At 64.0% G+C, this 26611-nt stretch carries 19 protein-coding genes; 6 read left to right on the forward strand and 13 right to left on the reverse strand.

Going from position 1 to position 26611, the window contains the following annotated elements:
• Nucleotides 1-138 precede the first annotated feature (138 nt).
• The 4 genes from ABIE56_RS19940 to ABIE56_RS19955 all read right to left on the reverse strand — a co-directional run bounded on the left by ABIE56_RS19940 (nucleotide 139) and on the right by ABIE56_RS19955 (nucleotide 9144).
• Nucleotides 139-3888, reverse strand: coding sequence for a translocation/assembly module TamB domain-containing protein (locus tag ABIE56_RS19940; RefSeq protein ID WP_429245552.1), 3750 nt, complete (start codon nucleotides 3886-3888; stop codon nucleotides 139-141).
• Between the two features lie 11 nt (nucleotides 3889-3899).
• The gene (locus ABIE56_RS19945) at nucleotides 3900-5666 is read right to left on the reverse strand and encodes an autotransporter assembly complex protein TamA (protein ID WP_429245553.1); all 1767 of its coding nucleotides are present in this window, start codon (nucleotides 5664-5666) and stop codon (nucleotides 3900-3902) included.
• Nucleotides 5667-5871: 205 nt separating this feature from the next.
• Nucleotides 5872-8472: a glycosyltransferase family 2 protein gene (locus tag ABIE56_RS19950; protein WP_429245554.1), complete on the reverse strand. Its 2601-nt coding sequence runs from the start codon at nucleotides 8470-8472 to the stop codon at nucleotides 5872-5874.
• A 204-nt stretch (nucleotides 8473-8676) separates the two neighbouring features.
• Nucleotides 8677-9144, reverse strand: coding sequence for a Dps family protein (locus ABIE56_RS19955; protein ID WP_429245555.1), 468 nt, complete (start codon nucleotides 9142-9144; stop codon nucleotides 8677-8679).
• A gap of 117 nt (nucleotides 9145-9261) precedes the next feature.
• On the opposite strand from ABIE56_RS19955, the gene hrpA reads away from it, so the two are divergent.
• Both hrpA and ABIE56_RS19965 read left to right on the forward strand, forming a co-directional pair.
• A complete protein-coding gene (gene hrpA, locus ABIE56_RS19960) occupies nucleotides 9262-13152 on the forward strand; it encodes an ATP-dependent RNA helicase HrpA (RefSeq protein ID WP_429245556.1) in 3891 nt (1296 codons plus the stop codon).
• On the forward strand, nucleotides 13149-15272 hold the full coding sequence (locus ABIE56_RS19965; protein WP_429245557.1) for a bifunctional (p)ppGpp synthetase/guanosine-3',5'-bis(diphosphate) 3'-pyrophosphohydrolase: 2124 nt from the start codon (nucleotides 13149-13151) through the stop codon (nucleotides 15270-15272). Before hrpA ends, ABIE56_RS19965 begins: the two co-directional genes overlap by 4 nt.
• A gap of 4 nt (nucleotides 15273-15276) precedes the next feature.
• On the opposite strand, the gene ABIE56_RS19970 is transcribed toward ABIE56_RS19965, so the two are convergent.
• Complete coding sequence (locus ABIE56_RS19970; protein ID WP_429245558.1) at nucleotides 15277-15852, reverse strand: YggT family protein; 576 nt, start codon at nucleotides 15850-15852, stop codon at nucleotides 15277-15279.
• Complete coding sequence (gene proC, locus ABIE56_RS19975) at nucleotides 15849-16673, reverse strand: pyrroline-5-carboxylate reductase (protein WP_429245559.1); 825 nt, start codon at nucleotides 16671-16673, stop codon at nucleotides 15849-15851. Before proC ends, ABIE56_RS19970 begins: the two co-directional genes overlap by 4 nt.
• Nucleotides 16674-16790: 117 nt before the next feature.
• Here proC and ABIE56_RS19980 point away from each other — a divergent pair, with 117 nt between their 5' ends.
• Together ABIE56_RS19980 and ABIE56_RS19985 are read left to right on the forward strand one after the other, a co-directional pair.
• Nucleotides 16791-17828 carry a type IV pilus twitching motility protein PilT gene (locus ABIE56_RS19980; RefSeq protein ID WP_429245560.1) on the forward strand — a complete coding sequence of 346 codons (1038 nt, stop codon included), beginning with the start codon at nucleotides 16791-16793 and terminating at the stop codon, nucleotides 17826-17828.
• A gap of 135 nt (nucleotides 17829-17963) precedes the next feature.
• The gene (locus ABIE56_RS19985) at nucleotides 17964-19127 is read left to right on the forward strand and encodes a PilT/PilU family type 4a pilus ATPase (RefSeq protein WP_429245561.1); all 1164 of its coding nucleotides are present in this window, start codon (nucleotides 17964-17966) and stop codon (nucleotides 19125-19127) included.
• 138 nt (nucleotides 19128-19265) lie between these two features.
• On the opposite strand, the gene ABIE56_RS19990 is transcribed toward ABIE56_RS19985, so the two are convergent.
• The 5 genes from ABIE56_RS19990 to ABIE56_RS20010 form a co-directional block, all read right to left on the reverse strand.
• Nucleotides 19266-19634, reverse strand: coding sequence for a BON domain-containing protein (locus tag ABIE56_RS19990; RefSeq protein WP_429245562.1), 369 nt, complete (start codon nucleotides 19632-19634; stop codon nucleotides 19266-19268).
• Between the two features lie 300 nt (nucleotides 19635-19934).
• A complete protein-coding gene (locus tag ABIE56_RS19995; protein ID WP_429245563.1) occupies nucleotides 19935-21683 on the reverse strand; it encodes a hypothetical protein in 1749 nt (582 codons plus the stop codon).
• Nucleotides 21684-21759: 76 nt separating this feature from the next.
• Nucleotides 21760-22686: an aspartate carbamoyltransferase catalytic subunit gene (locus ABIE56_RS20000; protein WP_429245564.1), complete on the reverse strand. Its 927-nt coding sequence runs from the start codon at nucleotides 22684-22686 to the stop codon at nucleotides 21760-21762.
• Between the two features lie 35 nt (nucleotides 22687-22721).
• A complete protein-coding gene (gene ruvX / locus ABIE56_RS20005) occupies nucleotides 22722-23141 on the reverse strand; it encodes a Holliday junction resolvase RuvX (RefSeq protein ID WP_429245565.1) in 420 nt (139 codons plus the stop codon).
• Nucleotides 23142-23144: 3 nt separating this feature from the next.
• Complete coding sequence (locus ABIE56_RS20010) at nucleotides 23145-23711, reverse strand: YqgE/AlgH family protein (RefSeq protein ID WP_429245566.1); 567 nt, start codon at nucleotides 23709-23711, stop codon at nucleotides 23145-23147.
• 91 nt (nucleotides 23712-23802) lie between these two features.
• On the opposite strand from ABIE56_RS20010, the gene ABIE56_RS20015 reads away from it, so the two are divergent.
• On the forward strand, nucleotides 23803-24132 hold the full coding sequence (locus ABIE56_RS20015; RefSeq protein ID WP_429245567.1) for a hypothetical protein: 330 nt from the start codon (nucleotides 23803-23805) through the stop codon (nucleotides 24130-24132).
• Between the two features lie 6 nt (nucleotides 24133-24138).
• Here ABIE56_RS20015 and ABIE56_RS20020 read toward each other — a convergent pair whose 3' ends face one another.
• Both ABIE56_RS20020 and gshB read right to left on the reverse strand, forming a co-directional pair.
• On the reverse strand, nucleotides 24139-25002 hold the full coding sequence (locus ABIE56_RS20020; protein WP_429245568.1) for an energy transducer TonB: 864 nt from the start codon (nucleotides 25000-25002) through the stop codon (nucleotides 24139-24141).
• Nucleotides 24999-25940: a glutathione synthase gene (gshB, locus tag ABIE56_RS20025; RefSeq protein ID WP_429245569.1), complete on the reverse strand. Its 942-nt coding sequence runs from the start codon at nucleotides 25938-25940 to the stop codon at nucleotides 24999-25001. The genes ABIE56_RS20020 and gshB overlap by 4 nt, the downstream gene beginning before the upstream one ends.
• Nucleotides 25941-26241: 301 nt before the next feature.
• Between gshB and pilG the strand changes: the two genes are divergently transcribed.
• Nucleotides 26242-26598: a twitching motility response regulator PilG gene (gene pilG, locus ABIE56_RS20030; RefSeq protein WP_045831092.1), complete on the forward strand. Its 357-nt coding sequence runs from the start codon at nucleotides 26242-26244 to the stop codon at nucleotides 26596-26598.
• Nucleotides 26599-26611 lie beyond the last annotated feature (13 nt).

Below are 26611 nucleotides of genomic sequence, written 5' to 3' on the forward strand. Positions count from 1 at the left end.
TCCTCGATGATCAGTTCAAACACGTCACGGCCTCCTCGAGTGTGGGCTGCCAGCTTGACGTGTTGCGAAGCCTAAATATGTAGGGCTCTACCTCATCCTGCGTAGGCCATGTTGAGTGCGCAAGGTCCTCTGTGGGGCCTATCGCTCCAACCGGTAATTTAAGCTCGCCCGGCTGAAATCCGTCGCGTTCTGCGCTTCGAAGTTCCAGCGGTGGCTGAAGAGGTAGCGCAGCGTGATCACCTGGCCGGGATCGAACAGGCCCACGCCGTAACTGAGGTAAAGGCGCGGTGAGAGGTACTTGCCCACAGTGAACGCGGAGGTGCCACCAAGGGCATCGTTATTGCTCACACCGATGTCGTCCACGCCGATGCGTGAGCCAACACTCTTCGCAAGGAGGTCGCCTGCGGCTGAGCCCAGCGCCTGTGCGGCTGCACCCACCATGTTGCCTTCGCCACCCTTAACCTGCGAAAGCGGCTTGCCGGTCACAAGGTAGGAGAGGGCATCGGACTGTTCCATCACCGGGTTGGAGAAGACGGTAAGGATCGGGCGGCGCGCGGTGCCCGAGACGTAGAGGCCAACTTTCTGGCCATCGTCAATCGTGGCGTTGGGATTGAGGATGCGCGCCGCGCGAATGTTGAGGCCCGGGTTATCGATGGGAGTGCTGGCGAAAAGAAGCTGGCCCTGTTCGATCTTCAGGTCCTGGCCGTAGGCTTTATACGTGCCATCCACCGTTACCTGGCCCTGGCCTGTTGTCGCACGGCCGGGGCGCTCACGAACATCAATGATGCCGGTAATGCGGCCATCAATGCCGAAACCTACAAGGTGCAGCTTCTGGCCAAGGTCGACGCTGATGTCCGCGCTGATCGGCGAAGCTTCCGCTGCGGCCTCTTGTGCCTTGTCATCGACGACGACCACATCGGAGGATGCCTTGGTGGCGCCCGAACCCGGAAGGCGCTCCACGTTAACATCGGCCATGTCGATGCCGACCTTGCCCGTGACGTTCATGCCCTTCGCATCCTGCACGATGGTCAGGTTGGGCGAGACCACTGCTTTTGCGGCAGGGATGTCCGCCGCCGTGAACTTCGAGCCCTCGATGCCAAGGCGTACCTGCGCGCCCGCGCCTAGCGCGGCCGTGCCCTTGATGCCAAGCGTGCCGTCACCCGAGCGAATAGTGCCGTCCACGGCGTAGTTGGTCGCATCCGTCGTGCTGACGCTGATCCGGCCGTCGTGTAGCTTCAGGCCCGCGCTGGGCACTTCTGCGGCGAACCCCGCCAACAGCGCCTGCCCGGTCACGGCAGGCGTGCCCACCGTGCCGCCCAGGTTGAAGTTCGCATCGAGGCCGCCCTTTACCGAATCGATCTCCGTGGTGAACAGCTCGATGACGGATAGGTTCTTCAGGTGCAGTGCGACATTGCCACCGAGGGCTTGCTGCGCTCCGGTGACAGAAACATTGCCGGCGAGCGTGCCGCCATCGTTCAATGACGCGTTGACGGTGACGCGCTGGTTGTCTGGCGCGAGTTGCGCATTCAGCGCGAGATTGTCATACACCAGCAGCGGTTGTTCACTGCGGTCGGGGTAGATCACGGACCCATGCGGTGACGTGATATTGGCCTGGCCCGAAAGGGCGCCTGCCGCGGTGCGGCGTAGGCTGCCATCGCCTTCGATCATGCCGTCGGCTCGCATCGGCGAGTTGCCCGCTTCGGCCGCGGTCATCAGGAGCGCGAGCGGTACACGGCGCAGGCGGTAGCTCGCATCGAGGTTGCCGGCCTTGTCCTGGTTGGCCGCCACGCAGAGCAGGGGATCGCCAGCCGTGAGGCACAGATCGCTCATGCTCATCGCGCCATCCTTATAGGCGAGCTGGCTGGCGTTCTGCAGGCGGAACTGCGGAAGTCCCTGGAACGTGACGTTCAGGGCCGACAGCGTGCCGTTCCAGTTGCTGTCCTTGTACGAGCCAGAAAGCTTGAGGTCGGTGGTAAGGGGGCGGCCGTGCGCGTCGATCGACAGCTGGTGGCGATCCTGCGTGCCACTCGCGTCCACCGCGATGCGGTCGAAGACCAGGTCGCCTGTGTTGGCACCGGTGGCAATAACATCGAACTTGCCACCCGGTGCGCTGATATCCGGGATATCGGCGTTCAGCGTAAGCGTATCGACCTTCTGTCCCGCGTAGACCAGGGCGTTGCCGCGGATGTCGGCCTTTATCGCTAGCTTGGGTACGTTGCCCTTCGCGTTGATCGTGCCCTGCACGCGGCCACCTGCATCGGGCAGCCAGTCGCCCAGTGAGGCGATCGCCAGTTTCAGTTGCGCATCGTTCGCGGTGTCGCCCTTGGCATCCAGAGAAATCGTGCTTCCGCCGGAGGCGAGATCAAGTTTGCCGTTGATCACTTCATGCGGTTTGAGCTCGATCTTGCCGTTGCCACGCAACGGACGCTGGCGCAACGTGCCATCAAGTTTGTGCAGCTCGAGAGTACCCAGCGGCTCATCGTTGACAAGCCGGCCTTCGGTGGAGAGGTCGATGTTGAGTGAGCCAGCCCATTCGGCAAGGAGCTGGCCCGGATCGAAGCGATCGCCCTGCACATCCAGCTTCCACGCGATACCGGGCTTGAGCGTGACGTTGCCGCTGGCAGCAAGCTCGCCATTGGGCTGCTTCAGCTCCAGGGTGTGGATATCGATCACATCCGGCTTGCCGTTCACATCCAGCGTGAACTTGCCGAGGTGATCCGGAGGGCCGATATCAACATCGCCGAGTGCGTGGTAGTTCTCCGCGCCGCCTTCGAAGGTGAGCTTGCCAGAGCTTGCGAGTACCTGGCCAGCGACATCCTCCGGAACCAGCACGTCCTTCCATTGCAGGGCCAGGTCGGCGGTCAACGGCGTGGCGGCAATTTCCACCGTGCCCTTCGCCGTAAGCGAGCCCTTTACCTGCGGTGAGCCTACGGTCAGCTCATGCAACGTGAGCCGTTTGTAGTCATGATCGAATGCGGCATCGATCGGTGCCAGGTGCACCTGGTAGTCGTTCAGGCCGACATCGCCGGTGAGCTTTGCGCCATAGCGATCGCCTGAACCTTGCAGCGCAAGGCTAAGCGCGTCCAGGCTGCTGTCGCCAAGCAGCGGCTTGGGATTGAAGCGCGGCGCGTCGATGGATGCGGTCCATGCGTAATCGCCACTCTGGACCAGGTTCGCGTCCACTTGCGCAACGAAGGGCAGGCGCAGTTTGATGATGGTGTGCGCCTTGGCGCCGTCGCTGTGCGCTTCAAGGTCGCCCGCATAGTCGATATCCCCCACCTTCCACTGGAAGGCCGCCTTGCCATCGCCCATGTAGCCCTTGCCCACGGCAAGGTTGCCGGCCAGGTCAGCCTTGCCATCGGGCGCACGCAGGGCGAGCTTGCTCACAGCGATGCCCTTACCGGTCCATGACGCGGCGAGATCCAGCGTGTTGGATTCAAACAGGGGCTGGCCGGCCTGGCTCACCTTCACGTGCCCGACCTTCACGTCATCCAGCACGATGTCGAGGGGCGGCCGTAGTGAGAACGGCTCGCTGGGTTCGTTCGTATCCGGCTGGCTGGGGGGCAGCGCCACATCTACGCCGTCGACCGTCAATGTGTAGACGTGCGCCGTCTTGCGAAGCAGTGCGCCAAAGGAGAAATCCACGTGCGCCTTGGCCACCCGGATATCCATGCCCTTGCCATCGTTGTAGCGCACGCCGGCCAGATCGAGCGGGCCGGCAAGGCGGCCCTCTGCCTGCGTTACCGAGAGGGCGTTACCAGTGAAGCCCTTCGCCCGCTCCAGGGCGAAGCGCAGGCCTGATGCAGTACCGACCAGCCACCACACGCCCAGCGCGATGACGATGACCAGGACACCCAGCGCGCTACCTACGCGGATCAACCATTTCATGCCGGCGCTCCTCACAGGTCCGGCCCGATCACGACATGCAGGTGGATGCCATGTTCGTTCTTGTCGTGCACAGGAACGGCCACGTCGACGCGGATCATGCCCACGGGTGAGAGCCAGCGTACGCCAAGGCCCGCACCTACGCGCGGGTTGTAATCAGTGCCGGTGAACGCGTTACCAGCGTCGACGAATGCCGCCATGCCCCAATTGCGCGTGAAGTAATGTTCCACCTCGGTGCTGCCCACCAGCAGGCTTTCACCGCCGATCACGCGGTCATACGCGTTGCGCGGCCCGATGCTTTCGAAATCGTAGCCACGCACGCTACGGTCACCACCCGCAAAGAAGCGCAATTGAGGCGGCAGGGCGCTGAAGTCGTTGGTCCAGGTCTTGCCTGCCGTGCCACGCAGGATAAGGCGGTTGCGGCCCCAGAACGACTGGATCCACTTGGCATCGCCCATGACGGTGGAAAAGCTGGCATCAGAGAGCAGCGTGCCGACCGTGCTTCGTGCCGTGAGGGTGAGCGACCAGCCGCTGCGTACGAAGGTGGGGTTATCGCCCTTCTTCTTGCTGAGCGAGACCTCGGGGTAGAGCAGGGTGCTCTGGCCGTGCTCCAGGCCTTCCGCGGTATCGCTCTCGCCCCCGCGCTTGCCAACCGTAAATGTGCCGGTAAGCACGTTCATGCCAATGGTGCGGGTCCACCCGTGCCAAAGGCGCGTTTCATTCCCCACCAGCTGCAACGTGCGCGATTTGGAGGTCACGGTATTCGCGTCGCGGTAGTTCGCGCCAAAATTGAAGCTGCGCTGGTTCGGGCCCGGCATGGGGATCTGGTACAGGGTTGAAAGCGTTTTCAGGCGCTGGGCCACGACCAGTTCGTTCTTCCACTTGTGCCCGCGGTCGTTGATCCAGCGTTTCTCGATGCCGCCACGCAGGCCCGCGCCCGTGTCGGTACCGAAGAACGGGCCGCCCGTATAGATGGTGCGCTTGGCGGGCGCGAGGTCCACGTTCACGTCCACGGTGCCGTTCTTCGCGTTGTCGGTGTCCGGTATCACGTTGACGACGGCAAAATAGTCGGCGCCGTTCAACGCCTGCTGCAACTGCAGCAGCTGGTCCTGTGAAAAGTAATCGCCGCTCTTGAACGGCACGTAGCGGTCGAGGAAACCGTCACGGAACTGTGAATTCTTGAAGTTTACATGGCCGTAGCGGAAGCGCTCGCCGGACTCCCATTTGAGGTCAACCTTCGCAGTGTGCTCCGCGCGGTTCACTTCGACACGGTGTGTAACCAGTTTCGCATCGAGGAAGCCCGTGGCTGTCAGGGCGCCGCTCACGGCATCGCGCGCACCATCGTACTGGCCGTCGTTCATCGGCTTGTCTTTGAGGTTATCCAGGCCGCGCAGCGCACGTCGCACGGCGGGCACCTTCGATGCGGTGTCATCCATCGCGACGTTGACGGACGTCACCTTCACCGGTGTACCGGGCACGACGTGAAGCGTCACCTGCCAGTTGGTACCGACCTGCTTCAGGTCGCCGGTGGCGGTGGCCTCGTAGTAACCGTACGGCCGCAGCGCGGCTTGCACTTGGTCAGGCGCATTGGCGTAGAGGCGGCGGATCTGCGCATCGGTGACATCGCGCGCGGTGTACTGGCTCAGTTCCACGCCGGCGACCACGGCGTTCTTAAGGTTTTCGTCCACGCCATCCACGTTGAGGACGACGCCTGCATGCGCGGCGGCGGGCAAGAGGAACCACGGCAGAAGCAGCAGTCCATGGCGTCTGGTTAGGCGCATGTGCGTCCTTCCGGTCGTGATCCAAGGCCATGCGGGTGGCGGTGGCCACCCTCGGGAGCGCATCCGGGCGCGCCTGTGTATGCCCGTAACTTACCGCGCGTAGGCGCTTAGGTCGATAGACGGGTGACTACAAAGCTGAACGGCGTGAAGGGGTTCGCGAAAAGCGATCGTGCGCAAGCGCGCTCCTGCAGGAGCGCGCCGTCGGTTAGCCGGCTTCATCGCCTGACTGGTGCGCGATCCATGCGCCGGCCATGGCCGATACGTAGGGAATGGACTGGGCCGCCAGGATGAACATCCAAAGCGTGCTTTCCACGTAGTGCGTACCGTAATGCGTCGCCATGCCGATGATCGCCAGCAGCAGGGCCACCGCCATGAGGACTTCCTCACGCACCGGTGAGAACGCAGCGAAACTGCTCCCGCCCATGCGGCGGCTCTTGGCGGTAACGACGAAGGCGGTCTTCTCGCGGGTAAGGCCATGCAGGATGCCGCGCGCGATGGCGTGTGACAGGCCCATGCTGGCCACGGAAGCCATCAGGGTGTCGTACCAGCTGCACGGCACACGGGCGCGGTAGAGCACGACGCCAAAGATCGCCTTGGCGAAGAAGAAGCCAATGACCGGGATCAGGAACAACTGCATGGGCAGGTTGAAATAATCCGGCGCCGCGATCATGCCAGCCGTCCACAGCAGGCCCATCATCGTGAAGATGTAGTGCAAGGCATCCGCGAACCAGCTGAACCAGCCCGTGAGGAAGTGGAAGCGCTGGCCACCGCTGAGCGGGCCCTTGCGGGTCATCCAGTGCCAGCGACCCTTGAGGATCTGCATGGCGCCGAAGGCCCAGCGGTAGCGCTGGCTCTTGTACGCCTTGAAGTCGGCAGGAGTGAGGCCCTTGCCCATCAGTTCATCGACGTACACAAGCTCGTAGCCGGCATGCATCAGGCGCAGGCCGAGCTCCGCATCCTCGCAGATCGTCCACTCTGACCAGCCGCCGGTGCCTTCCAGCGCCGAGCGGCGCACCATGGTCATGGTGCCGTGCTGGATGATGGCGTTGCGTTCGTTGCGGTGGTGCATGCCGATACGGAAGAAGCCGTCGTATTCCCATGCGGTCATGCGGCGGAAGCGATTCTTCTCGAAATCGCGGTGGGCCTGCGGGCACTGCACCACGGCCACCTTCGGATCGTGGAAATAGCCGGTCAGCGTGGAGAGCCAATCTTCGCGCACCACGTAGTCGGCATCGATCACCGCCACGACATCCGCGCGCTCATCCGTGGCTGTCAGCCCGAAGTTCAGCGCACCGGCCTTGTAGCCCGGCCAGGGTTCGAGATGGAAGAAGCGGAACTTCGGCCCAAGCTTCTCGCAATATTCTTCGACCGGCTTCCAGACCGCCGGATCCTTCGTGTTGTTGTCCAGAACGAGTACTTCGAAGTTCTCGTAGTCCAGCGCCGCGAGCGAATCCAGGGTGAGCTGCACCATCTCCGGCGGCTCGTTATGGCACGCCAGGTGGATGGAGACGAACGGCTGCCGTTCCACCGGATCGGGTGGGAGCATGCCCGCATGGCGTACCCACTTGCGCCGCCACAGCACTTCGGTGAACTCGAAGCCATTGATCAGCAGGATGCCAAGGATGGCCACCTGCGCGGGGAACAGCAGGATCAGCATGGCCCAGTCGAACGGGCCAAGGTAGAAGTTGAAGGGCAGGGTGGCCGACCACACGATCAGGCCGCATGCCAGCTGGATCAGGCCCATCATGAACAGCAAGCCGGCCAGCTTGAACCGGCGGAACGCTATGCCGAACCACAACATGGGCACGAACGCGAGCAGCGAGGCGGCAAGCGCCTTCCACGGCCAGTGCACGTCCTCGGTGACCGGGCCCTTGAAGGGGAACTTGAGCTGGCGATCGGCATTGAACATGCCCCAGTACGCACCCGTTCGCCCTTCACCCAGGTTTTCCTTCCAGGGCTGGTCGATGGCTTCGAGGACATAGTAGTCATCGATACCGTGCAGCTTGGCTTCGTTGAAGAACGAGCGCAGGAAGATTGCTTCGTTCGATACGCTGGGGTCCGCTGCCTTGAACCGGTCACCGTTGGACGGCCAGCCAATTTCACCGATGACGATGTGCTTGCCGGGGAAGCTGGTTTTCAGGCTCTCGTAGCTGCCGATGGCATCGCCAACGCCGGCGCGTGCCGTAATACCGTTCCAGTAAGGGAACAGGTGGACGGTGATGAAGTCCACATGATTGGCCAGTTCCGGGTTCTGGACCCACACGTGGTAGGGCTCGGCAACGGAAACCGGCTGCTTCACCGCGGCGCGTACGCGGTCAAGGTACGCCATGACCTGTTCAGGCTTCAGGTCGCCGCGGAACAGCACTTCGTTGCCGACGATGACCCGGGTAATGGTCTTGGGGAAGCGATGGGCCTGGGCAATCAGCGCATCGATTTCGCGCTCGTTATTTTCCAGACGGGTATCGATCTGCGCGCCCGCCATCAGGTCCAGCCCTTCCTTGTCGGCAAGGCGGGCCACCTGCGGGTTCTCAAGCATGGAATACGTGCGAATGCGCGGCGAGTACTGCTTGATCAGCCGCAGGTCGCTATCGATCTCGGGATCGGTCGAAACGTCGCCCTTCATCGGGTTCTGGTAACGCTGGTAGGCCGTGAAGGCGAACCCGGGTACCGGCGCGTTCCAGTCAGCGGGACCGTTGGGCAGGTTCGCCACCAGCCAGAGGCCGTAATTCAGGCCTGCAACAACGATCGCGAGGAGTACCGCGACGAGGATGGGGTGGCTTCGGTCGGTCGTGCTGGCAGCGCTCAAAACATTCCCCGGACCGATCGGCCCCCAAGTGGCTTCAATGAGGTAACCGGGGGAGCTTAACGAACGGGGCGTAATGGCTCAACGCCGGGCTGAATGGCTGGTCAGGGTTTGGCAGTGAAAATGGAGTTAAGCGGGGTGCCTGGGGGCACGAAAAAGGGCCTGGCGTACGGCCAGGCCCTCATCGCGCGTAAGCGCAGCGGCGCATTATTTCAACAGCGAGCGGAGCATCCAGGCGGTCTTCTCGTGCTCCTTCAGGCGCCCGGTCACCATATCCGCGCTGCCTTCATCGCCGGCATCATCGGCTGCCTTGATCACTTCGCGCGAGGTGGCCGCGGCGATCTCGTGGCCTTCCACGAGCTGGGCCACCATATCCTTCCACTCGGGCACGCCGGATTCTTCCTTGATCGAGGTCAGCTTGCCGAACTGGCTGTAGGAGCCCGGGGCGAACACATCGAGGATACGGATGCGCTCGGCAATCTCATCCGCGGCCAGCCACAACTGGTTGTACTGAACCTCGAACATGCCATGCAGGCTATTGAACTGCGGCCCAGTGATATTCCAATGGAAGCTATGGGTCTTCAGGTAAAGGGAGTAGGTATCCGCCAGCAGCTTGGAAAGGTGCTTGGCGACCGCTTCGCGGTCCTTCTTGGCAATGCCGATATCAATGGCCATGTCTCGACTCTCCGTGGTTTTCCAGTGGTATGGGTGAAATCTTAACGACCCGGCCTGTGGCCGTGAAATGAAACGTTCCGATCCCGGTGATAGGCACACGCTATCATTAGCGTTCCCATGAGTACCTCCAAGTCCCCCCCGCGCCACCCGCCCACCGATCCGCGCCTGAAAGAACTGCGTGATGCCCTGTCGCGCGTGGCCAGCCGCGATTACGGCCGCCTCCTGGGCCGCTGGCGCGGGCTGTCGCGCAAACCCGATACCGCCCGCATCGACAAGCTCGGCCAGGATATCGCCACCTCCATGGCCCGCCGGGCCGCCCGGGCGGCGTCCAAGCCCGTCATTACGGTCGACGCCTCGCTGCCTATCGCCGCCCGGGCGGACGATATCGTCAAGCTCATCCGTGACCACCAGGTGGTGGTGCTGGCGGGCGAGACCGGATCGGGCAAGACCACGCAGTTGCCGAAGCTGTGCCTTGCCGCCGGCCGGGGCGAGGCCGGGCTGATCGGCTGCACCCAGCCGCGCCGGCTGGCCGCCCGTTCCGTGGCGGCCCGCGTGGCCGAAGAGCTGGGCACGCCGCTGGGTGACAAGGTGGGCTTCCAGGTCCGCTTCACCGAAAAGGTTTCCGACCAGGCGCTGGTCAAGTTCATGACCGATGGCATCCTGCTGGCCGAGACCCAGGGCGACCCCTGGCTGTCGGCCTACGACACCATCATCATCGACGAAGCCCACGAGCGCAGTCTCAACATTGATTTCCTTCTCGGGTACCTGAAGCGCCTTTGCGAGCGCCGGCCCGATCTGAAGGTCATCGTTACCTCGGCAACGATCGATACCGAGCGTTTCGCCGAGCACTTCGGTCATGCGCCCGTGGTGACGGTGGAAGGGCGTACGTACCCTGTCGATGTGCGCTACCGGCCCCCCGGTGAAAAAGGCGAGGGCAACCTCTCGCTGCAGATCGCCGATGTGATGGACGAGATCACCCGTGAAGATCCACGTGGCGATGTGCTGGTGTTCCTGCCCGGCGAGCGCGAAATTCGCGACGCACACTTACTGCTTTCGCGGCGCCAGTACCGCGAAACCGAGGTGCTGGCCCTGTACGCACGCCTTTCCGCCAACGAGCAGGACAGAGTGTTCCGACCTGGCCCGAAGCGGCGCATCGTGCTCGCCACCAACGTGGCGGAAACCTCGCTCACCGTGCCGCGCATTCGCTATGTCGTGGATCCGGGTACCGCGCGGGTCAAACGCTACAGCCAGCGTGGCCAGCTCGAACGCCTGCATATCGAACCCATTTCCCAGGCCGCCGCCAACCAGCGCAAGGGCCGCTGTGGCCGCGTGGGGCCAGGCATCTGCTACCGGCTCTACGAAGAGCAGGATTTCATGCTGCGCCCGGAATTTACCGATCCGGAGCTGCTCCGCTCGTCGCTGGCCAACGTTATCCTGCGCATGCTGGCGCTGGATCTGGGCGAGGTGGAGGATTTCCCGTTCCTCGAGGCGCCCGATCCACGCGTGGTGGCCGATGGCTACCGCCGCCTGGCCGAGATCGGCGCGATCGGGGACGATCGCAAGCTGACCGAAACCGGCCGCACGGTGGCGCGCCTGCCTATCGATGTGCAGCTGGCGCGCATGCTGGTGGAGGCGCGCCGCCTCGGCAGCCTGGCCGACCTGCTTACCATCGTGGCGTTCCTCTCCATCCAGGATCCGCGCGAGCGCCCACCCGAAGCACGCGGCCAGGCCGATGCCGCCCACGCGCAGTTCGCCGATCCCAAATCCGATTTCGTCGGCGTGCTCAACCTGTGGAAGGCGCATCTCGCCGCCGCCGAGGAACTCACCTCGTCGAAGCTACGCGATTGGTGCTCGCGGCACTTCCTCAGCTTCATGCGCATGCGCGAATGGCGCGAGCTGCACCGCCAACTGGTGCTGGTTACCCGCGACCTTGGCTGGAATCTCGAAAAATCCGCAGCCGAGGGCGATGCCCTGTTCGAATCGATCCATCGCAGCCTGCTCGCCGGTTTGCCCACGCAGGTGGGCCACAAGGATGAAAAGGGCATTTTCCGCGGCACGCGCGAACGCCGTTTCCAGGTGTTTCCCGGCTCGGCCCTGGCCAAGGCGCCGCCAGCGTGGCTATTCGCCGCGCAGATCCTGGATATCGGTGGGCGCGTGTGGGCCATGATGAATGCCCGCATCGATCCGGCATGGGTTGAGCAACAGGCCAGCCACCTTGTGCGTGCCACGGCGCGCGACGCGCGCTGGTCGCGCAAGCGCGGCACGGTGGTGGCCTATGAGGAAGTGACGCTGTTCGGGCTGGTGCTGGTCGAGCGGAGGCCGGTGACGTTCCACAAACAGGACCCCCGCCTGGCGCACGATATCTTCGTACGCGAAGCCTTGGTGCGGGCGGACCTTGATAGCCGTGCGGATTTCGTGCGCGCCAACCAGCGCGTGCTCGAGCAGGCGCACGATATCGAGGCCAAGCAGCGCCGTGCGGGCCTGCTGCGCTCCGACGAGGATCTTGCCGCATTCTTCGAGGGCAAACTGCCCGAGTCCATCGCCGATACGCGCGCCCTTGATGCGTGGTTCCGGAAGGCATCGCCCGGCGAGCAGGCGGCGCTACGCTGGACTCTGGCCGATGTGATGGATGCGGGCGCAGGCCTTGATCCGAAGGCATTCCCCGCCTCGATGGATATCGGCCAGCACCGTTACCGCCTGGAATACCGCTTCGTGCCTGGCGATCCGGCTGATGGCGTGACCATCAACGTCCCGCTCGCGTTCCTCAACGCGCTGCCATCCACGCGCGGTGAATGGCTGGTGGGTGGGTTGTTGGCCGACAAGGTGGCGGAACTGATCCGCGGGCTGCCGAAGGCGCTTCGCCGCAACTTCGTGCCCGCACCGGATTTCGCCCGCGCCTTCACCGAGGCCGAAGCACCACGTGACGAGCCGCTGGCCAAGGCACTGGCCGCATTCCTCAAGCGCACCACGGGCGTGGATATCGATGCGGCCGCCTTTGCCGAGGCCGAGGTTCCCACGCACCTGCTGATGCGCTACCGCATACACGATGAGAACGGCCGCACGGTCGCGGAAAGCCGCGACCTGGGGGCGATCCGCGCGCAGTGGGAAGACAAGGCCCGGGAGGCCTTCTCCCGCAAGACCGATATTGAGCTGACCCGCGAAGACATCCTTACGTGGGATTTCGAATCGATTCCTGCCGAGGTGCGTTCCGAAGCGGGCCTGAAGGCGTTCCCGGCCCTGGTCGATCTGGGCGAGGCGGTCGCGTTGCGTGTGTTCGAACGCGCCGACGAAGCGGCCCAGGCGCACGTGCGCGGCGTGGAGCGCTTGCTGCGTGGCGCGCTGGCGCCCGAGTTCAAGCGGGCCCGGCGCCAGTTGCCCATTAGCAATCCGTTGTCGCTGAAGTATGCCCCGCTGGGAAGTGTGGATGGCCTGCGCGACGACCTTGTGGAAGGTGGGTTTGCCGATCTGCTGGCCGATGCGAAGCTCAACGTGCGAACACTGGCTGACTTTGAGCACCTGAAAACCGAGTTCGGGCGTGGCCTGTTCGGCGCCGCCATGGCCCGGCAAAAGCTGGCCGAGCCCATCATCGAGGCCCAGGCCGAGCTTCGGCCCTGGATGGAGCCGCCGCTGATGGGCTTTGCCAAGGCCAGCTACGACGACCTGCGCGAGCAGCTGGCTGGGCTGCTCCAGCCGGGCTTCCTGCGTGAACTGCCCACGAGCCGGCTGGCCCACATCCCCCGGTACCTGAAAGCCATGCGCCTGCGTGGCGAGCGCCTACGGCAGGATCCCCAGCGCGACCAGTCGCGTATGCTGCAGGTATTGCCGTACTGGCGGGCGTTGCTCAATGCCGGCGGCACCGCACTGGATGCGCAGAACTGGGCTGAACTGCGCTGGCTTATCGAAGAATGGCGCGTATCGCTGTTCGCCCAGGAACTGAAAACCGCCGAGCCCGTCTCGGCCAAGCGACTGGTCAAGGCACTCGAAGCCGCACAGGCGAGTACTGCATGAAGAGTTCACAGGCCAACGCAGGTTCGGAGCATACGCCCGATACGGGCTCGCGGCAGCCGCTCACCGAGCGTGCGCGCGAGGCGTGCGGTGTGCTGCCGGCCGCCGCTCGCGCGGAAGCGGAAACCATTATCGAGCTGCTGCGCCAGCTCGGTTGCGACGATGAAACCTGTGCCGCGGCCCTTTGGTATTCGCTGTCCCGTGGCATGCCAGGTGCCACGGATGACGCCGCTGCATCGTGGCCGGCATCGCTCCGGCGCGTGGTGGATGGGCAGGGCGAGGCCGAGAAGGTATGGGCGCTGCACGCGCAGCGTGGTCCGGCCACCGGGTCCGAAGGCCTTCGTCGCCTGCTGCTGGCCATTATTCGCGATCTGCGCGTGGTGTTTGTGCTGCTGGCGCGCCAGCTCGCCGCCATGCGCACGGCCATGTCGCTGCCGGATGCGGAGCGCCGTGAGCTGGCCCAGCTCACCGCCGATATTCATGCGCCGCTCGCCAACCGGCTGGGTATCTGGCAGCTGAAGTGGGAGCTGGAGGACCTGGCGTTCCGTTACCTGGAGCCAGATACCTACCGCCGTATTGCCCGCTTGCTCGATGAGCGCCGTGCCGATCGTGAGCGTTTCATCACCGAAAGCCTGGCGGAACTGCGTAGCGTGCTTGGCCATGCTGGCATCGACGCTGAGCTTGCGGGCCGGCCCAAGCACATCTTCTCCATCTGGAAAAAGATGAAGAAGAAGGGCCTGGAGTTTTCCGACCTTTATGACATCCGTGCGGTACGCATCCTCGTCGGCTCCGTCGCCGATTGCTACGCGGCGCTGGGCCTCGTGCACAGCTTGTGGCCGCACTTACCGGGCGAGTTTGATGATTACGTGGCCCGTCCCAAGGGCAACGGCTATCGTTCGCTGCATACGGCGGTGATCGGTCCGGAAGGCAAGACGCTGGAAGTGCAGATCCGTACGCACGAAATGCACCGCGCCAACGAACTGGGCGTGGCGGCGCACTGGCGCTACAAGGAAGGCGGCGGTGCGGATGCGGAGTTCGAGGCGAAGATCGCCTGGATGCGCAAGTTGCTTGAACCGCGCGGTGAGGATGATGCCGAGCTGGCGGCTGGCTTCGAAACGGAGCTGATGGAAGATCGCGTGTACGTGCTCTCGCCCAAGGGTGAGGTGATCGACATGCCGCGCAGCGCCACCGTGCTGGATTTTGCGTACCACATCCATACCGAGGTCGGGCATCGCTGCCGTGGCGCCAAGATCAACGGCCGCATCGTGCCGCTCACGACGCAGCCGCGCAGCGGCGACCGCGTCGAGATCCTCACCACCAAGATCTCCGAGCCAAGCCGCGATTGGCTCTCTGCCCATCATGGCTACCTCGCGACCTCGCGCGCGAAGGAAAAGGTGCGTGCGTGGTTCCGCCGCGAAGCCCACGAAGCCAACATCGTGGCCGGCAAGGCGACGCTGGAAAAAGAGCTGCGCCGGCTTGCGCTGGATGACGTGGACCTCGCGGCACTAGCGGCGCACTTCCGCCTGAAGAGTGTCGAGGAGCTGTTCGTCACGGTGGCCCTGGGCGAGGTATCGCTGGGCCAGGTGGCGCGCCACCTGCAGGAGCCCGAAGAACAAGGGTTCACCCAGTCCGCCACGCCCGTCACGGCCCGCGGGGCGCAGCACGATCGTGGCGCGCTATCCATCGAGGGCGTGGGCAACCTGCTCACCACGCTGGCGCGTTGCTGCCAGCCGCTTCCGGGTGATCCGGTACGGGGGTTCATCACCCGTGGCCGCGGCGTATCCGTGCACCGCGCCGATTGCGCATCGCTGGCACGCCTTGCCCGCAAGGACCCCGATCGCGTGATCGAGGTGAGCTGGGGCAGGGTGGAAGTACAGAACTACGAGGTGGATATCGAGCTGCGCGGCTACGACCGGAAGGGATTGCAGAAAGACGTGGCCACGACCATCAACAACATTGGCCCGCACATTGTCGCTTCATCGAGCCGGGTGAATACGCGTACCAGCGAAGTGGATATGCGCTTCACCCTGCGCGTTCGCGATTACGAGCAGCTTTCCATGTTGTTGGGCAGGCTTGCCGCGCTGCCCAACGTGACGGATGCCCGCCGTCTGGGTGGTCGCTGAGCCCTTACATGCCGACCAGCAGACGGCCGCCCAGGTCCTGCAACGGCTGGGCAATCAGGATCCGCGCCAGGAACAGGCCCAGCAGCACGATTGTCGGCGAGAAATCCAGGCCGCCGATCGTCATGCGCCCACGCAGCGGCCGAACCAGCGGTTCGGCCAGCGCGGTAACGAATCGCGCTACGGGGTGGTAGCGGTCGGTGGAGAGCATGCTCATCAGCGACCACACGAACACCACCACGATCCAGGTGAGCAGGAAGAAATCGAGCAGTTCGGCCAGGCCCATCACCAGGATGCCCAGCACGGAAACCGGCAGGCCGGCCAGCAGCACGATGAGCAGGACCTTGACGCATTCGATGACCAGCGCAATCAGCAGGGCCGCCAGGTTGATCCGGCGCACGCTAGGCAGCGCCTTGCGCAACGGGCGTACCACCGGGTTGGTAAGGCGGTAGAGGAACTGGCAAATAGGATTGTTGAAGTCAGCCCGGTTGGCCTCGGCCAGCAGGCGCAGGACAAACAGGGCCACGAGGGCGCCAAAAATGACATTGAGCAGCAGGCCGCCCGCGTTGGTCAGGTAGTTCACGAGTTCGTTTCCATCTGTTCGGAGAGTTCCACGCCACGACGGCGGGCGGCATCCACCGCACGCGCCACGATGGCAGGGAAGTGGTCGGCCTGGAAGCTTTCCAGTGCCGCCTGGGTGGTGCCCTTGGGCGAGGTGACCTTCTGGCGCAGCGTCGCCGCGTCGTCGCCGCTTTCCATCAACATGCGGCCGGCGCCCAGTGCCGTCTGGGCGGCAAGGGCTCGTGCCGTCTCGCGGGAGAGCCCCTGGGCCACGGCGGCGTTTTCCAGCGCTTCCACCATGAGAAAGAAGTAAGCCGGGCCTGAGCCGGAGAGGGCGGTGACGATATCCAGTTGGTCCTCATCCGGTACCCACACGGTGAGCCCGGCGGCATCCAGTACGTGCTGGGCCTCGGCACGTTGTGGGGCGCTGACCCTGGCGTTGGCATACAGGCCGGTGGCGCCCGCACTGAACATGGCGGGCGTATTGGGCATGCAGCGGACCACGGGCAGCGCCGCATCCAGCCAGCGTTCGATCTGGGCGATGCGAATGCCGGCAGCGATGGAAACGACCATGGGCCGGTACTGCTGCACCACGGCGCGGAGGCCACGGCACACCTCGGCCATCATTTGCGGCTTGACGGCAAGCACCAGCAGGGAGGCGCCCTCGGCCGCCGCCGCGTTATCCGTATACGTGGCCACGCCGTACTGGCGCGATAGCTCCTGCAGGGCCTCGGCGCGCGGCTCGGCCACGGCGATGCCGCCGGGCTGGGCACCGTGGCGGACCAGGCCCGCAACCAGCGCCGTGGCCATATTGCCGCCACCAATGAAGGCGATCCGGTTCATGGGTTGTTTCGCTCCGTTCGCGACGACTTTCACAGACTGGTAAAGCATATACGCTGCGCCGCCTTGCGCCGACCCCCGGGGGTGGTTACCTTTGGCCCACAAAGAAAGGGGACCACAATGGATATCGCCGAACTCCTTGCCTTCTCAGTGAAGAACAAGGCCTCCGACCTGCATCTTTCCGCAGGCCTCCCGCCCATGATCCGCGTGGACGGTGACGTTCGACGGATCAATATCCCGCCCCTGGAGCACAAGCAGGTCCACTCGCTGATCTACGACATCATGTCGGACAAGCAGCGCCGCGACTATGAGGAATTCCTTGAGGTCGATTTCTCGTTCGAGATCCCCGGCCTGGCCCGCTTCCGTGTGAACGCCTTCAACCACAACCGTGGTGCGGGCGGCGTGTTCCGTACCATTCCTTCCGAGGTGCTTACCCTTGAAGACCTGGGCGCGCCCAAGATCTTCCGTGAGCTGATCGAACAGCCGCAGGGCCTCATCCTGGTCACGGGGCCTACGGGTTCAGGTAAATCGACCACCCTGGCCGCCATGGTCGATCACATCAACAAGAACGAATACGGCCACCTCCTCACCGTGGAGGACCCGATCGAATTCGTACATACCTCGCAGAAGTGCCTGGTGAACCAGCGCGAAGTGCACCGCGATACCCACGGCTTCAACGAGGCGTTGCGCTCGGCGCTCCGCGAAGATCCCGACTACATCCTGGTCGGCGAGCTTCGTGACCTTGAAACGATCCGCCTGGCGCTCACCGCTGCGGAAACCGGACACCTGGTATTCGGCACGCTGCATACGTCCTCGGCCGCCAAGACCATCGACCGTATCATCGACGTGTTCCCCGCCGGTGAGAAGCCGATGGTGCGTTCCATGCTGTCGGAATCGCTGCGTGCGGTCATTTCGCAGTCGCTCCTGAAGAAGGTCGGCGGTGGCCGTATCGCGGCCCACGAAATCATGGTGGGCATCCCGGCCATCCGTAACCTTATCCGCGAGGACAAGGTGGCCCAGATGTATTCCGCCATCCAGACCGGCCAGCAACATGGCATGCAGACCCTGGACCAGAACCTGGCTGACCTGATCAAGCGTGGCCTGATCACCCGCCAGGAAGGCGCCATGTACGCCAAGAACAAGGAGGGCTTCCGCTAAGCGGAGCCGTTCCGCCAGGGCCGCGGTTACCGTGGCCCGGCCGCCGGTGTGATTACCGTCTCTGCAGCGGTAACCGGGCAGGTATATGATCGGCCATAGGGGTGCCGGCCCGTTCCGGCAACGGGGATCCAGGCCATGAGCGAGTTCGATTTCACCTCCTTTCTTAAGCTGATGGTGCATAAGCAGGCGTCCGACCTGTTCATCACCGCCGGTGTCGCGCCCTCCATGAAGGTGCAGGGCCGCATCGTGCCCATCACGCAAAGCCCCCTGTCCGCGCAGCAGTCGCGCGATATGGTGCTGAACGTCATGACGCCGGCCCAGCGCGAAGAATTCGAAAAGACCCACGAGTGCCAGTTCGCGATCAGCGCCTCGGGCGTGGGCCGGTTCCGCGTATCGTGCTTCTACCAGCGCAATTGCGTGGGCATGGTCCTGCGCCGCATCGAGTCGAAGATCCCCACGCCCGAAGAGCTGAACCTGCCGCCGATCATCAAGCAGCTGGCGATGACCAAGCGCGGCATCATCATCTTCGTGGGCGGTACCGGTACCGGTAAATCCACCTCGCTTGCATCGATGATCGGCTACCGCAACCAGAACTCCACGGGCCACATCATCACGATCGAGGACCCGATCGAGTACGTGCACCGCCATGAAGGCTGCATCATCACCCAGCGCGAACTCGGCATCGATACCGATAACTGGGAAAACGCACTGAAGAACACGCTGCGCCAGGCGCCGGACGTGATCATGATCGGCGAAGTGCGTACGCGCGAAACCATGGAACACGCGATCAACTTCTCCGAAACGGGCCACCTGTGCCTGTGTACATTGCATGCGAACAACGCCAACCAGGCGCTGGACCGCATCCTGCACTTCTTCCCGGAGGACCGCCGCAGCGCCCTGTTAATGGATCTGTCGCTGAACCTGAAGGGCATCGTGGCGCAGCAGCTCATTCCCACGCCGGATGGCAAGGCGCGCCGCGTGGCTATCGAAGTGCTGCTGGGCACGCCGCTGGCGCAGGATTACATCCGCCAGGGTGAAATCCATAAGCTCAAGGAACTCATGCGCGATTCCAACCAGTTGGGCATGCGTACGTTTGACCAGAGCCTGGTGGAGCTGTACCACGCTGGCGAGATCTCGTACGAAGATGCATTGCGCCACGCCGATAGCTCCAACGAGGTGCGCCTGCGCATCAAGCTGGCGCAGGGCGGCGATGCCCACACCCTCTCGCAGGGCCTTGAAGGCGTCGAAATCGACAAGGCCAACGACAAAAACACGTTCGGCGGCATGTTGCACCGCTAACCGTTGCTGCTAGATGTAGGAGCGCGCTCGCGCGCGATGGGGTGCTTGCGGTAACGCCGGATCGCGCGCAAGCGCGCTCCTACAAGAAAAAGGGAGCCCATTGGGGCTCCCTTTTTGCATTTCACCTACCGGGTACGATTACTTGGCAGCAGCAGCCGACACGGTCACGCCGCTGGCATCCACGCTCTTCACGCCCTTGATCTTCTTGGCGATGGCTTCGGCGTGGCTCTTTTCCTTGGCCGTGGCGACCGTGCCGGTGAGGGTCACGACGCCTTCGGTGGTGCTCACCGAGATATCGGTCGCGTTCACGCTCTTGTTAGCGGCGAATTCGCTCTTCACCTTGGTGGTGATCCACGTGTCGTCGGCCTTGCCGGCTACCGTCTGGTTATCGCCCTTGGAGGCGGCCGCGGCGGAGTCCTGGGCATACGCCGAGGCAAACGGGACCGTGCCGAGACCGGCAACGAGGGCGGCAGCGAACAGGGCCTTGCGAATGTTGGCGTTCATCATGGGGAACTCCTTTTTACGGATCTGTGGTGGGACGACGCCGGCGCCACGCACTGTGGCTGCCGTTGTCGCGGTGGCCATAACACCAGCGCATCCGTGAACGATTTGTGCCCGAAAAATGCATTGATTCAGCTTTGCCGAATACGTCTTCACATGTTGTCGTGGCAGTGAAAGCGCGTGCAAAAACGGGCAACAAAAAAGGCCGCGATTGATCGCGGCCTTTTTTGGTTTGCTGACGCTGCGGCTTTTACCGCTTCGTTGGCTTATCGCGTGCAAGCACGCTCCTACAGTTAGTGCCAGTGCTTATTTGTATTCCACGGCACCGGAGATCACGAGGCCCTTCTCATCCATGTGTGCCTCGCCGCTCACCTGCACCACGCGGGCAGCCTGCGCCTTCATCGCATCGAACTGTGCCTTCGAACGCTGCGCCGTCGCCGTATCCGCTGCCTGCGAATCAGGCGCGCCATCCGCGGTGGCCGCTTCTGCCATGGCCGACGCGTACTGCTGCGCCTTATCCGACATGACATCCACCCACGTGCGGTACATATCGCCGTTCAGGTGCAGGCGGCTCAAGCGACCGGCATCACCGGTGCTGCCCATCAGTACGTCGTCGAGCTTGTTATCTTCGCCATCGCCCAGGCCAATCGCGATAGCCTGGCCGTTCATCGCCGCCCAGCCGGGCATGCCCAGCGACTGCGTGAGGTTGGCAGGGAGCGCCACCGGCTTGCCATCGGCGGCCAGCTTGAACTCACCGCCCAGCACCGCCTGGCTCATGGCCAGCAGGCCCGCGGGGTTGCGCGTAGCGAGCACGATGCGGCCGGTGACCTGTGGGATGGCAGCGCCCGGGGCACCCGGCTTGTACGAATCCACCACCAGGCGCACGCCGCGGATATCGCCGAACGGCGGAATCGCCGCCTGCTGCATCGTCGAGCCCATCTTCGCGAAGCTATCGTTGAGGCTGGCGAACGCCGGGCAGGCGAACGGCTTGGCCGCGACGGCTTCCGACTGGGTGGTGAAGAACGTACGGATCTGCTCAACCGGCAGCGCGATGCTGGCATCGAACGGGCCGGTGGCATCGTTGCCCAGGCCCGGCAGTTCCACCTTCAGGCCCGAGAAGGCGCTGGTGATGTCGCTGGCCAGCGCCACGTCCACGCGCTGCTCCACATGGTGCAGGTCGAGCTTGGTGTAGCCGAAGCTGAAGGAGGGTACGCGGGCCGCCACGCGGGTGGCTTCTTCCTGGCAGGTGGGCGGGATCTGTGGTGCCGGCTCGCCGGTCTTCTTCGACTGCTGCTTGAGGAAGGTTGCGAACAGCGGATCCTTACCGGCGGCAACCAGCGGAAGCAGGCGGGTCAGGTCCACCTGGCCGACCACGTAATCCTTGTAGCCCTTGTCCTTCGCCAGGTCGGCGAGGCGGCCATCATCCTGCAGGTTCTTTTCCGGGCGATCGACCCCCAGGGCCTGGCGAATCAGCGGCTGCGCCGCATCGGCCGGGAGCAGCGCGGCGACCGCGTTCTTGCCCACCGTGGCAATGACCAGCTGCGTGCCGCTATCGCCCAGGGCGACGTGGCGGTAGGCCTGGCCACCCGCATCGGCGGTATCCAGCTTCTTGCCATAAGCGGTTTCGAGGCGGCCGACAAAGGCATCCCACGCCGCCGGATCGCCCAGCGCCGCGCGGGCGACGGGGCTGAGGCCCAGGCCGTAGACGGCCGAGCCGGTCTTGAGATCGATGCCGACGTTCTTCAGGATGGTTTCGGCGTTCTTGCCATCCATCTCGGCGACGACCGCACGCAGCAGGCGGGCGGCATCGGCATTGCCCTTGGTATCGAACTCCTGGGCGTAGGATTTGAGCTGGGCGACCTGGCCCGGGGCTTCGTAGTTCAGCTGGGCGAGCACCGCCTCGTAGGCGCTGTCGTCCAGTTTATCGAGGCTGGCCACGACGTACGGCGTATCGGCCGGTACGAAAGCCAGCGGGGCATCCTTGTCCTTGTGGCCGCAGGCCGCCAGCAGCACGCTGGCGACGCCGAGCGCGAGGAGTCGCTTCGTCGGTCGCATTCTTTATCCCGTTAATTGGTCCCTTGGAACCCCCATTATGCCGGAACGCGCGGTGTGGCGTGTCCCAGCATGATATTCACCGGCCCATCACTTCACAGAGCACGGCCATGCGTACGAACACCCCGTTGCCGACCTGCTCAAGGATCCGCGACTGGGCCCCATCGGCCACGTCGGATGCGATTTCGATGCCGCGGTTGATCGGGCCCGGGTGCATCACCAGGGCGCCCTTGGCCGCCCGGGCCAGGCGCTTCGTATCCAGGCCGTAGCGCTCGAAGTAGGCGGCTTCATCCGGAAGATCGGTCGCCTCCATGCGCTCCTTCTGCAGGCGCAACATGATGACGGCGTCGACCCCCTCGATCGCTTCATCGAAATTTTCGTGCAGTGTGACGCCCTTGAACTCACCTTCCGCAGGAAGCAGGCGGCTAGGACCGACGATGCGGATATCCTTAGCCCCAAGTGCGGTCAGTACGTGCACGTCGGAACGGGCGACACGCGAATGACGCACATCGCCGCAAATGGCGACCTTTAGCTTGCGGAAATCCGGGTGGTGATTGCGGATCGTGAGCGCATCGAGCAGCCCCTGCGTGGGGTGCGCGCGGTTGCCATCGCCGGCATTCACCACCGCGACGCCGCTCATGGCGTGCTTCACCAATTCTTCCGGCGTACCGGAAACCTTGTGGCGGACGATGATCGCGTCCAGGTGCATGGCTTCGAGCGTGTGCAAGGTATCGAACAGTTCCTCGCCCTTGCTCGTGGATGACAGGCCGATATCGAAGTTGATGACATCGGCGCCCATGCGGCGCGCGGCGAGCTCGAACGACGTGCGCGTGCGCGTCGAGGGCTCAAAGAACAGGTTCAGTACGGTGCGGCCGGCAAGGATATCGAGCTTGCGCGTTCCGTGTGCGCACTGGTCGCGCAGGCTGATGGCTTTATCGAGCAGGCGCTCGATGGTTTCGCGCGGCAGGTTCTCGAGGGTGGTCAGATGGCGCAGGCGGTTTGACATGACGGCCTCAAGGCTAACGGTGGATGGCGATCGGTTTACGGTTGCAGCAGATACGACTCGAGGATAACCGCGGCGGCCTCGGCATCGATGGATTTTGCATCCGATCGCTTGCGGGTGCCCGCGGCGCGCGCGGCGGCGAAACGCCGTGCGGCTTCCTGCGAACTCATGCGTTCATCGGCGAACGCCACGGGGATGCCGTAGCGTTCTGCCAGTGTCTCGGCGAACCGGCGCGCGGTGCGCGTCATCGGCTGCTCCTTGCCTTCGTTATCCAGGGGGAGGCCAACGACGAGTTCGCCTGGCAGCCATTCGCGGCGCAGGTTATCCAGCGCCTGCCAGTCGGGCGTGCCATCGCGCACGGGCAGGGCGGCAAGCGCACGCGCCGTCCCCGTCAGGCGGTTACCCACGGCCACGCCGACCACCTTGGTGCCCACATCGAACCCGAACAGACAGCTCATGGATCAGGCGTGCCCGGCGTAGCCGGCAAGCTGCGACGGATCACGCACGCCCATCTTGCGCGTGGCCTCGAACCAGCGTTCCTCGATCGGCGTATCGAACACGATGCGCTCATCCGCGCGCGTGGTCAGCCATGCGTTTTCCATCACTTCCTGCTCGAGCTGGCCCGCTTCCCACCCGGCATAGCCCAGGGTAACGACCGCCCGTCGCGGACCATCGCCGCGCGCCATGGCGACCAGGATGTCGCGCGAGGTGGTGACCGACCAGTCATCGTTGATGCGGTAGCTGGAATCCCAGTGCCCGTGTTCGCGGTGCAGCACAAAGCCGCGTTCCTGCTGTACCGGGCCGCCGATGAGCACCGGGTGCTCGGCGATCTCCATGTCCTCGCATGGCAGCTTCATCTGGGCGAGTACATCGCCAAGGCGGTATTCTGAGATCTGGTTGATGAGCAGCCCAACCGCGCCATCTTCACCATGCTGGCAAAGGAACGCTACGCCACGTGCAAACGGCGGTTCCGCGATGGAAGGCATCGCGATGAGAAACTGGCCGGCGAAAGTGTTGGCGATACTCATGGCTGCATTGTAGCCGCAGCGGGCAGCGGCCGTGCGGAATTGTTCATCGCCGGGCGCGTACCTTGTGCACCGGTTCACATGGAGGCAACTCATGCCGAAGATGATGTTTGTTAAGGGTTTTGTGGTTGCCTCGATGGCCTTAGGCGGGCTCCCGGCGCACGCCTCGTCGCCTTCTGCCTGGAAGGACTATGACCAACGGGTAACCCAGGCATGTGTCGCGGCCAGCGGCCTGAAGGATGTGAAGCCGGTGGGCGGGCTGGTGAAGTACGACGACCGCGTGCCGGTCACCGCGCTGGTGCTCGCCGGGCGCTACCCACAGAAGCACATGAAGAACGCGCCGGGGCGTGAGTTATGCGTTTGGGACCGGAAGGCCGGAAAGGCATACGTGAGCGAGGCGGACCAGCTTCTGCCGAAACCGTGAGGCCGCTCAATAATTCCGCAGGACGTTGCCCGGCAGGAACTGCCACGTGCGGGTGATGTACAGCTCATCCACCTTTTCCTTGCTGTCCTTCGGCAGGCCGGGGAACGGGGCGGCAAGCCGCACGATGCGTTGCGCGGCATCGTCGAGCAGCTTGTGGCCCGAGCTCTTGATCACATCGATGCTCTTGATTGAGCCATCGCGGTTCAGGCCTACCGTGAGCACCAGCTCGCCGTAGACCCCCTGGCGGCGGGCTTCATCCGGGTAATTCAGGTTGCCCACGCGCTCCACGCGGTTCACCCAGCCCTTCATGTAGGCGGCATAGGCGTACTCGCGCGTGTTCGAGGAGATGAACTTCTTCTTCGGGCGCTTGGCGTACGCCTCGGATTCATCGCGAACCTCGGCCGCCAGTTTTGCCATCTCCAGCTTGCGCTGTACTTCCTTGTCGGAAGGCGGCAGGGGGTGTTTCTTCTGTTCGGTCTGCTGCTGGGTGGTATCAACGTGGAAGCCGGTCTGGCCCGCGGTGGTGAGCACCTGGTCCGGAGTGGCTTCGCGCGGGGAGGGCGCCTGGGCCTCTTCGACCTCGGGTGCCGCGCCTGCATTACGAGTGGGCAGCGGGCCGCTCACCGGCTCGGAAGGGCGAGAGGCCTTGTCGCGGTCGCCGCCACCCGAGTTGCTTGCCTGGGCAAGGAAATCAGCCTTGTCCGGCTGTTCCTGGTTGGCGACGTCAACGAGCGTAACGTCCAGCGTCGGAACGCTGGGGGCGGGTTTTTCGGCCCGGAACGTGACGCCCAGGATGACGACACCGTGCAGCAGCAACGAAAAAAGCAGGGTGGCGCCGATCAGGTCGGCGCCGGTGGTACGGGTCGTCATCGGGCCTCGATCGCGTCAAACAGCAGCCCGGCGATGTTAATGCCGAACTGGGCATCCAGCTCACGGATGCACGTGGGAGATGTGACGTTGATCTCGGTCAGGTAGTCGCCGATAACATCCAGGCCCACGAAGCGCAGGCCACGGCGGACCAGTTCGGGGCCGACCTGGCTGGCGATCCAGCGGTCGCGGTCCGATAGCGGAACGCCTACGCCGCGGCCGCCCGCGGCCAGGTTGCCACGGAACTCGTCCCCCTGGGGGATGCGCGCGAGGGCGTAGGGCACCGGTTCGCCGTCGACCAGCAGGATGCGCTTGTCGCCCGAGGTGATTTCCGGGATGTATTTCTGGGCGATGGTGAAGTGGTGGTTGCCGTCGAGCAGGGTCTCCAGCATGGAGTTCAGGTTGCTGTCGCCGGCCTTCACGCGAAAGATGCCCCGGCCGCCCATGCCGTCCAGCGGCTTGAGCACCGCCTCGCCATGCTCGGCCACGAAGGCCTTGAGCTGGTCGCGGTCGCGCGAGACCAGGGTCGGAGCGGTGCACTGCGGGAACTGCAGGGCGAACAGCTTTTCGTTACAGTCGCGCAGGCTGCGCGGGTCATTCACCACCTTCACGCCTGCTTTCTGCGCCGCTTCCAGCACCATGGTGTCGTAGATGAATTGGGCGTCGACCGGCGGGTCCTTCCGGGCCAGCACGATGTCGATCCCGGCAAGCGGGCGCCAGGTGGGCTCGCCGAGCGTGAACCAGCCACTCGGGTCGTCCTTGACCGAAAGGGGGCGCACGCGCGCCCAGGCATCGGCGCCGCGCAGCTCCAGGTCGCCTTCTTCCAGGTAGAACAGGGCGTGGCCCCGGCGCTGGGCCTCCAGCAGCATCGCGAAGGTGGAATCCTTGGCGATCTTGATCGCGCGGATCGGGTCCATGAGGACGGCGACGGAGAGCGGCATGGAGGGGGCCTTGGGGATCAGGAAAGGAGTCAAGTTTAGTGGAGCGTTGCCGACTATTTCACAAGGCATTGTCCCTTTAGGAACAATTCATCTTGACGGAAACCCGGCCACCCATTAAACAGCGTGGCAAGGTCCGCCGAAGAGCGGGTACCGGCACCGGGGGTGTCGGGCTTTACGACCTGGCGCACGGATACCCGGGCAAGAACCGGCTATCCTGTTGTCGGGACTTGCAGTTTTTTCGTGTGACGGGGGCGCAGTGAACGACAACGGACGCGGTACGGACCTGGCCGGCCTGCGGGTCATGGTCATCGATGACTCCAAAACCATCCGCCGTACGGCAGAAACCTTGTTGAAGAAGGAAGGCTGCGACGTGCTTACGGCCGTCGATGGCTTCGAGGCACTGGCCAAGATCTCGGACCAGAAGCCCAATATCATCTTCGTCGACATCATGATGCCGCGCCTGGATGGTTATCAGACCTGCGCGCTTATCAAGAACAACGCTCAGTTTCGCGGTACGCCCGTGATCATGCTCTCCTCCAAGGATGGCCTGTTCGACAAGGCGCGTGGCCGTATCGTGGGCGCCGAACAGTACCTCACCAAGCCGTTCACCCGCGACGAGCTCCTCGGCGCGATCCATCGCTATGCGACGGCCGGCTGACCGACCCTTTAAG

Origin of the sequence: Luteibacter sp. 621, assembly GCF_050435445.1 — a bacterium.
Lineage (GTDB): Bacteria > Pseudomonadota > Gammaproteobacteria > Xanthomonadales > Rhodanobacteraceae > Luteibacter.

Coding starts and splice junctions, on each gene's coding strand:
- ABIE56_RS19980 (WP_429245560.1), top strand. CDS start 16,791: ATGGATATCGCCGAACTCCTTGCCTTCTCAGTGAAGAACAAGGCCTCC.
- ABIE56_RS20020 (WP_429245568.1), bottom strand. CDS start 25,002: ATGACGACCCGTACCACCGGCGCCGACCTGATCGGCGCCACCCTGCTT.
- ABIE56_RS19940 (WP_429245552.1), bottom strand. CDS start 3,888: ATGAAATGGTTGATCCGCGTAGGTAGCGCGCTGGGTGTCCTGGTCATC.
- ABIE56_RS20010 (WP_429245566.1), bottom strand. CDS start 23,711: ATGAGTATCGCCAACACTTTCGCCGGCCAGTTTCTCATCGCGATGCCT.
- ruvX (WP_429245565.1), bottom strand. CDS start 23,141: ATGAGCTGTCTGTTCGGGTTCGATGTGGGCACCAAGGTGGTCGGCGTG.
- ABIE56_RS19990 (WP_429245562.1), bottom strand. CDS start 19,634: ATGATGAACGCCAACATTCGCAAGGCCCTGTTCGCTGCCGCCCTCGTT.
- pilG (WP_045831092.1), top strand. CDS start 26,242: ATGGTCATCGATGACTCCAAAACCATCCGCCGTACGGCAGAAACCTTG.
- ABIE56_RS19945 (WP_429245553.1), bottom strand. CDS start 5,666: ATGCGCCTAACCAGACGCCATGGACTGCTGCTTCTGCCGTGGTTCCTC.
- ABIE56_RS20015 (WP_429245567.1), top strand. CDS start 23,803: ATGCCGAAGATGATGTTTGTTAAGGGTTTTGTGGTTGCCTCGATGGCC.
- ABIE56_RS20000 (WP_429245564.1), bottom strand. CDS start 22,686: ATGTCAAACCGCCTGCGCCATCTGACCACCCTCGAGAACCTGCCGCGC.
- hrpA (WP_429245556.1), top strand. CDS start 9,262: ATGAGTACCTCCAAGTCCCCCCCGCGCCACCCGCCCACCGATCCGCGC.
- ABIE56_RS19995 (WP_429245563.1), bottom strand. CDS start 21,683: ATGCGACCGACGAAGCGACTCCTCGCGCTCGGCGTCGCCAGCGTGCTG.
- ABIE56_RS19965 (WP_429245557.1), top strand. CDS start 13,149: ATGAAGAGTTCACAGGCCAACGCAGGTTCGGAGCATACGCCCGATACG.
- ABIE56_RS19985 (WP_429245561.1), top strand. CDS start 17,964: ATGAGCGAGTTCGATTTCACCTCCTTTCTTAAGCTGATGGTGCATAAG.
- proC (WP_429245559.1), bottom strand. CDS start 16,673: ATGAACCGGATCGCCTTCATTGGTGGCGGCAATATGGCCACGGCGCTG.
- gshB (WP_429245569.1), bottom strand. CDS start 25,940: ATGCCGCTCTCCGTCGCCGTCCTCATGGACCCGATCCGCGCGATCAAG.
- ABIE56_RS19955 (WP_429245555.1), bottom strand. CDS start 9,144: ATGGCCATTGATATCGGCATTGCCAAGAAGGACCGCGAAGCGGTCGCC.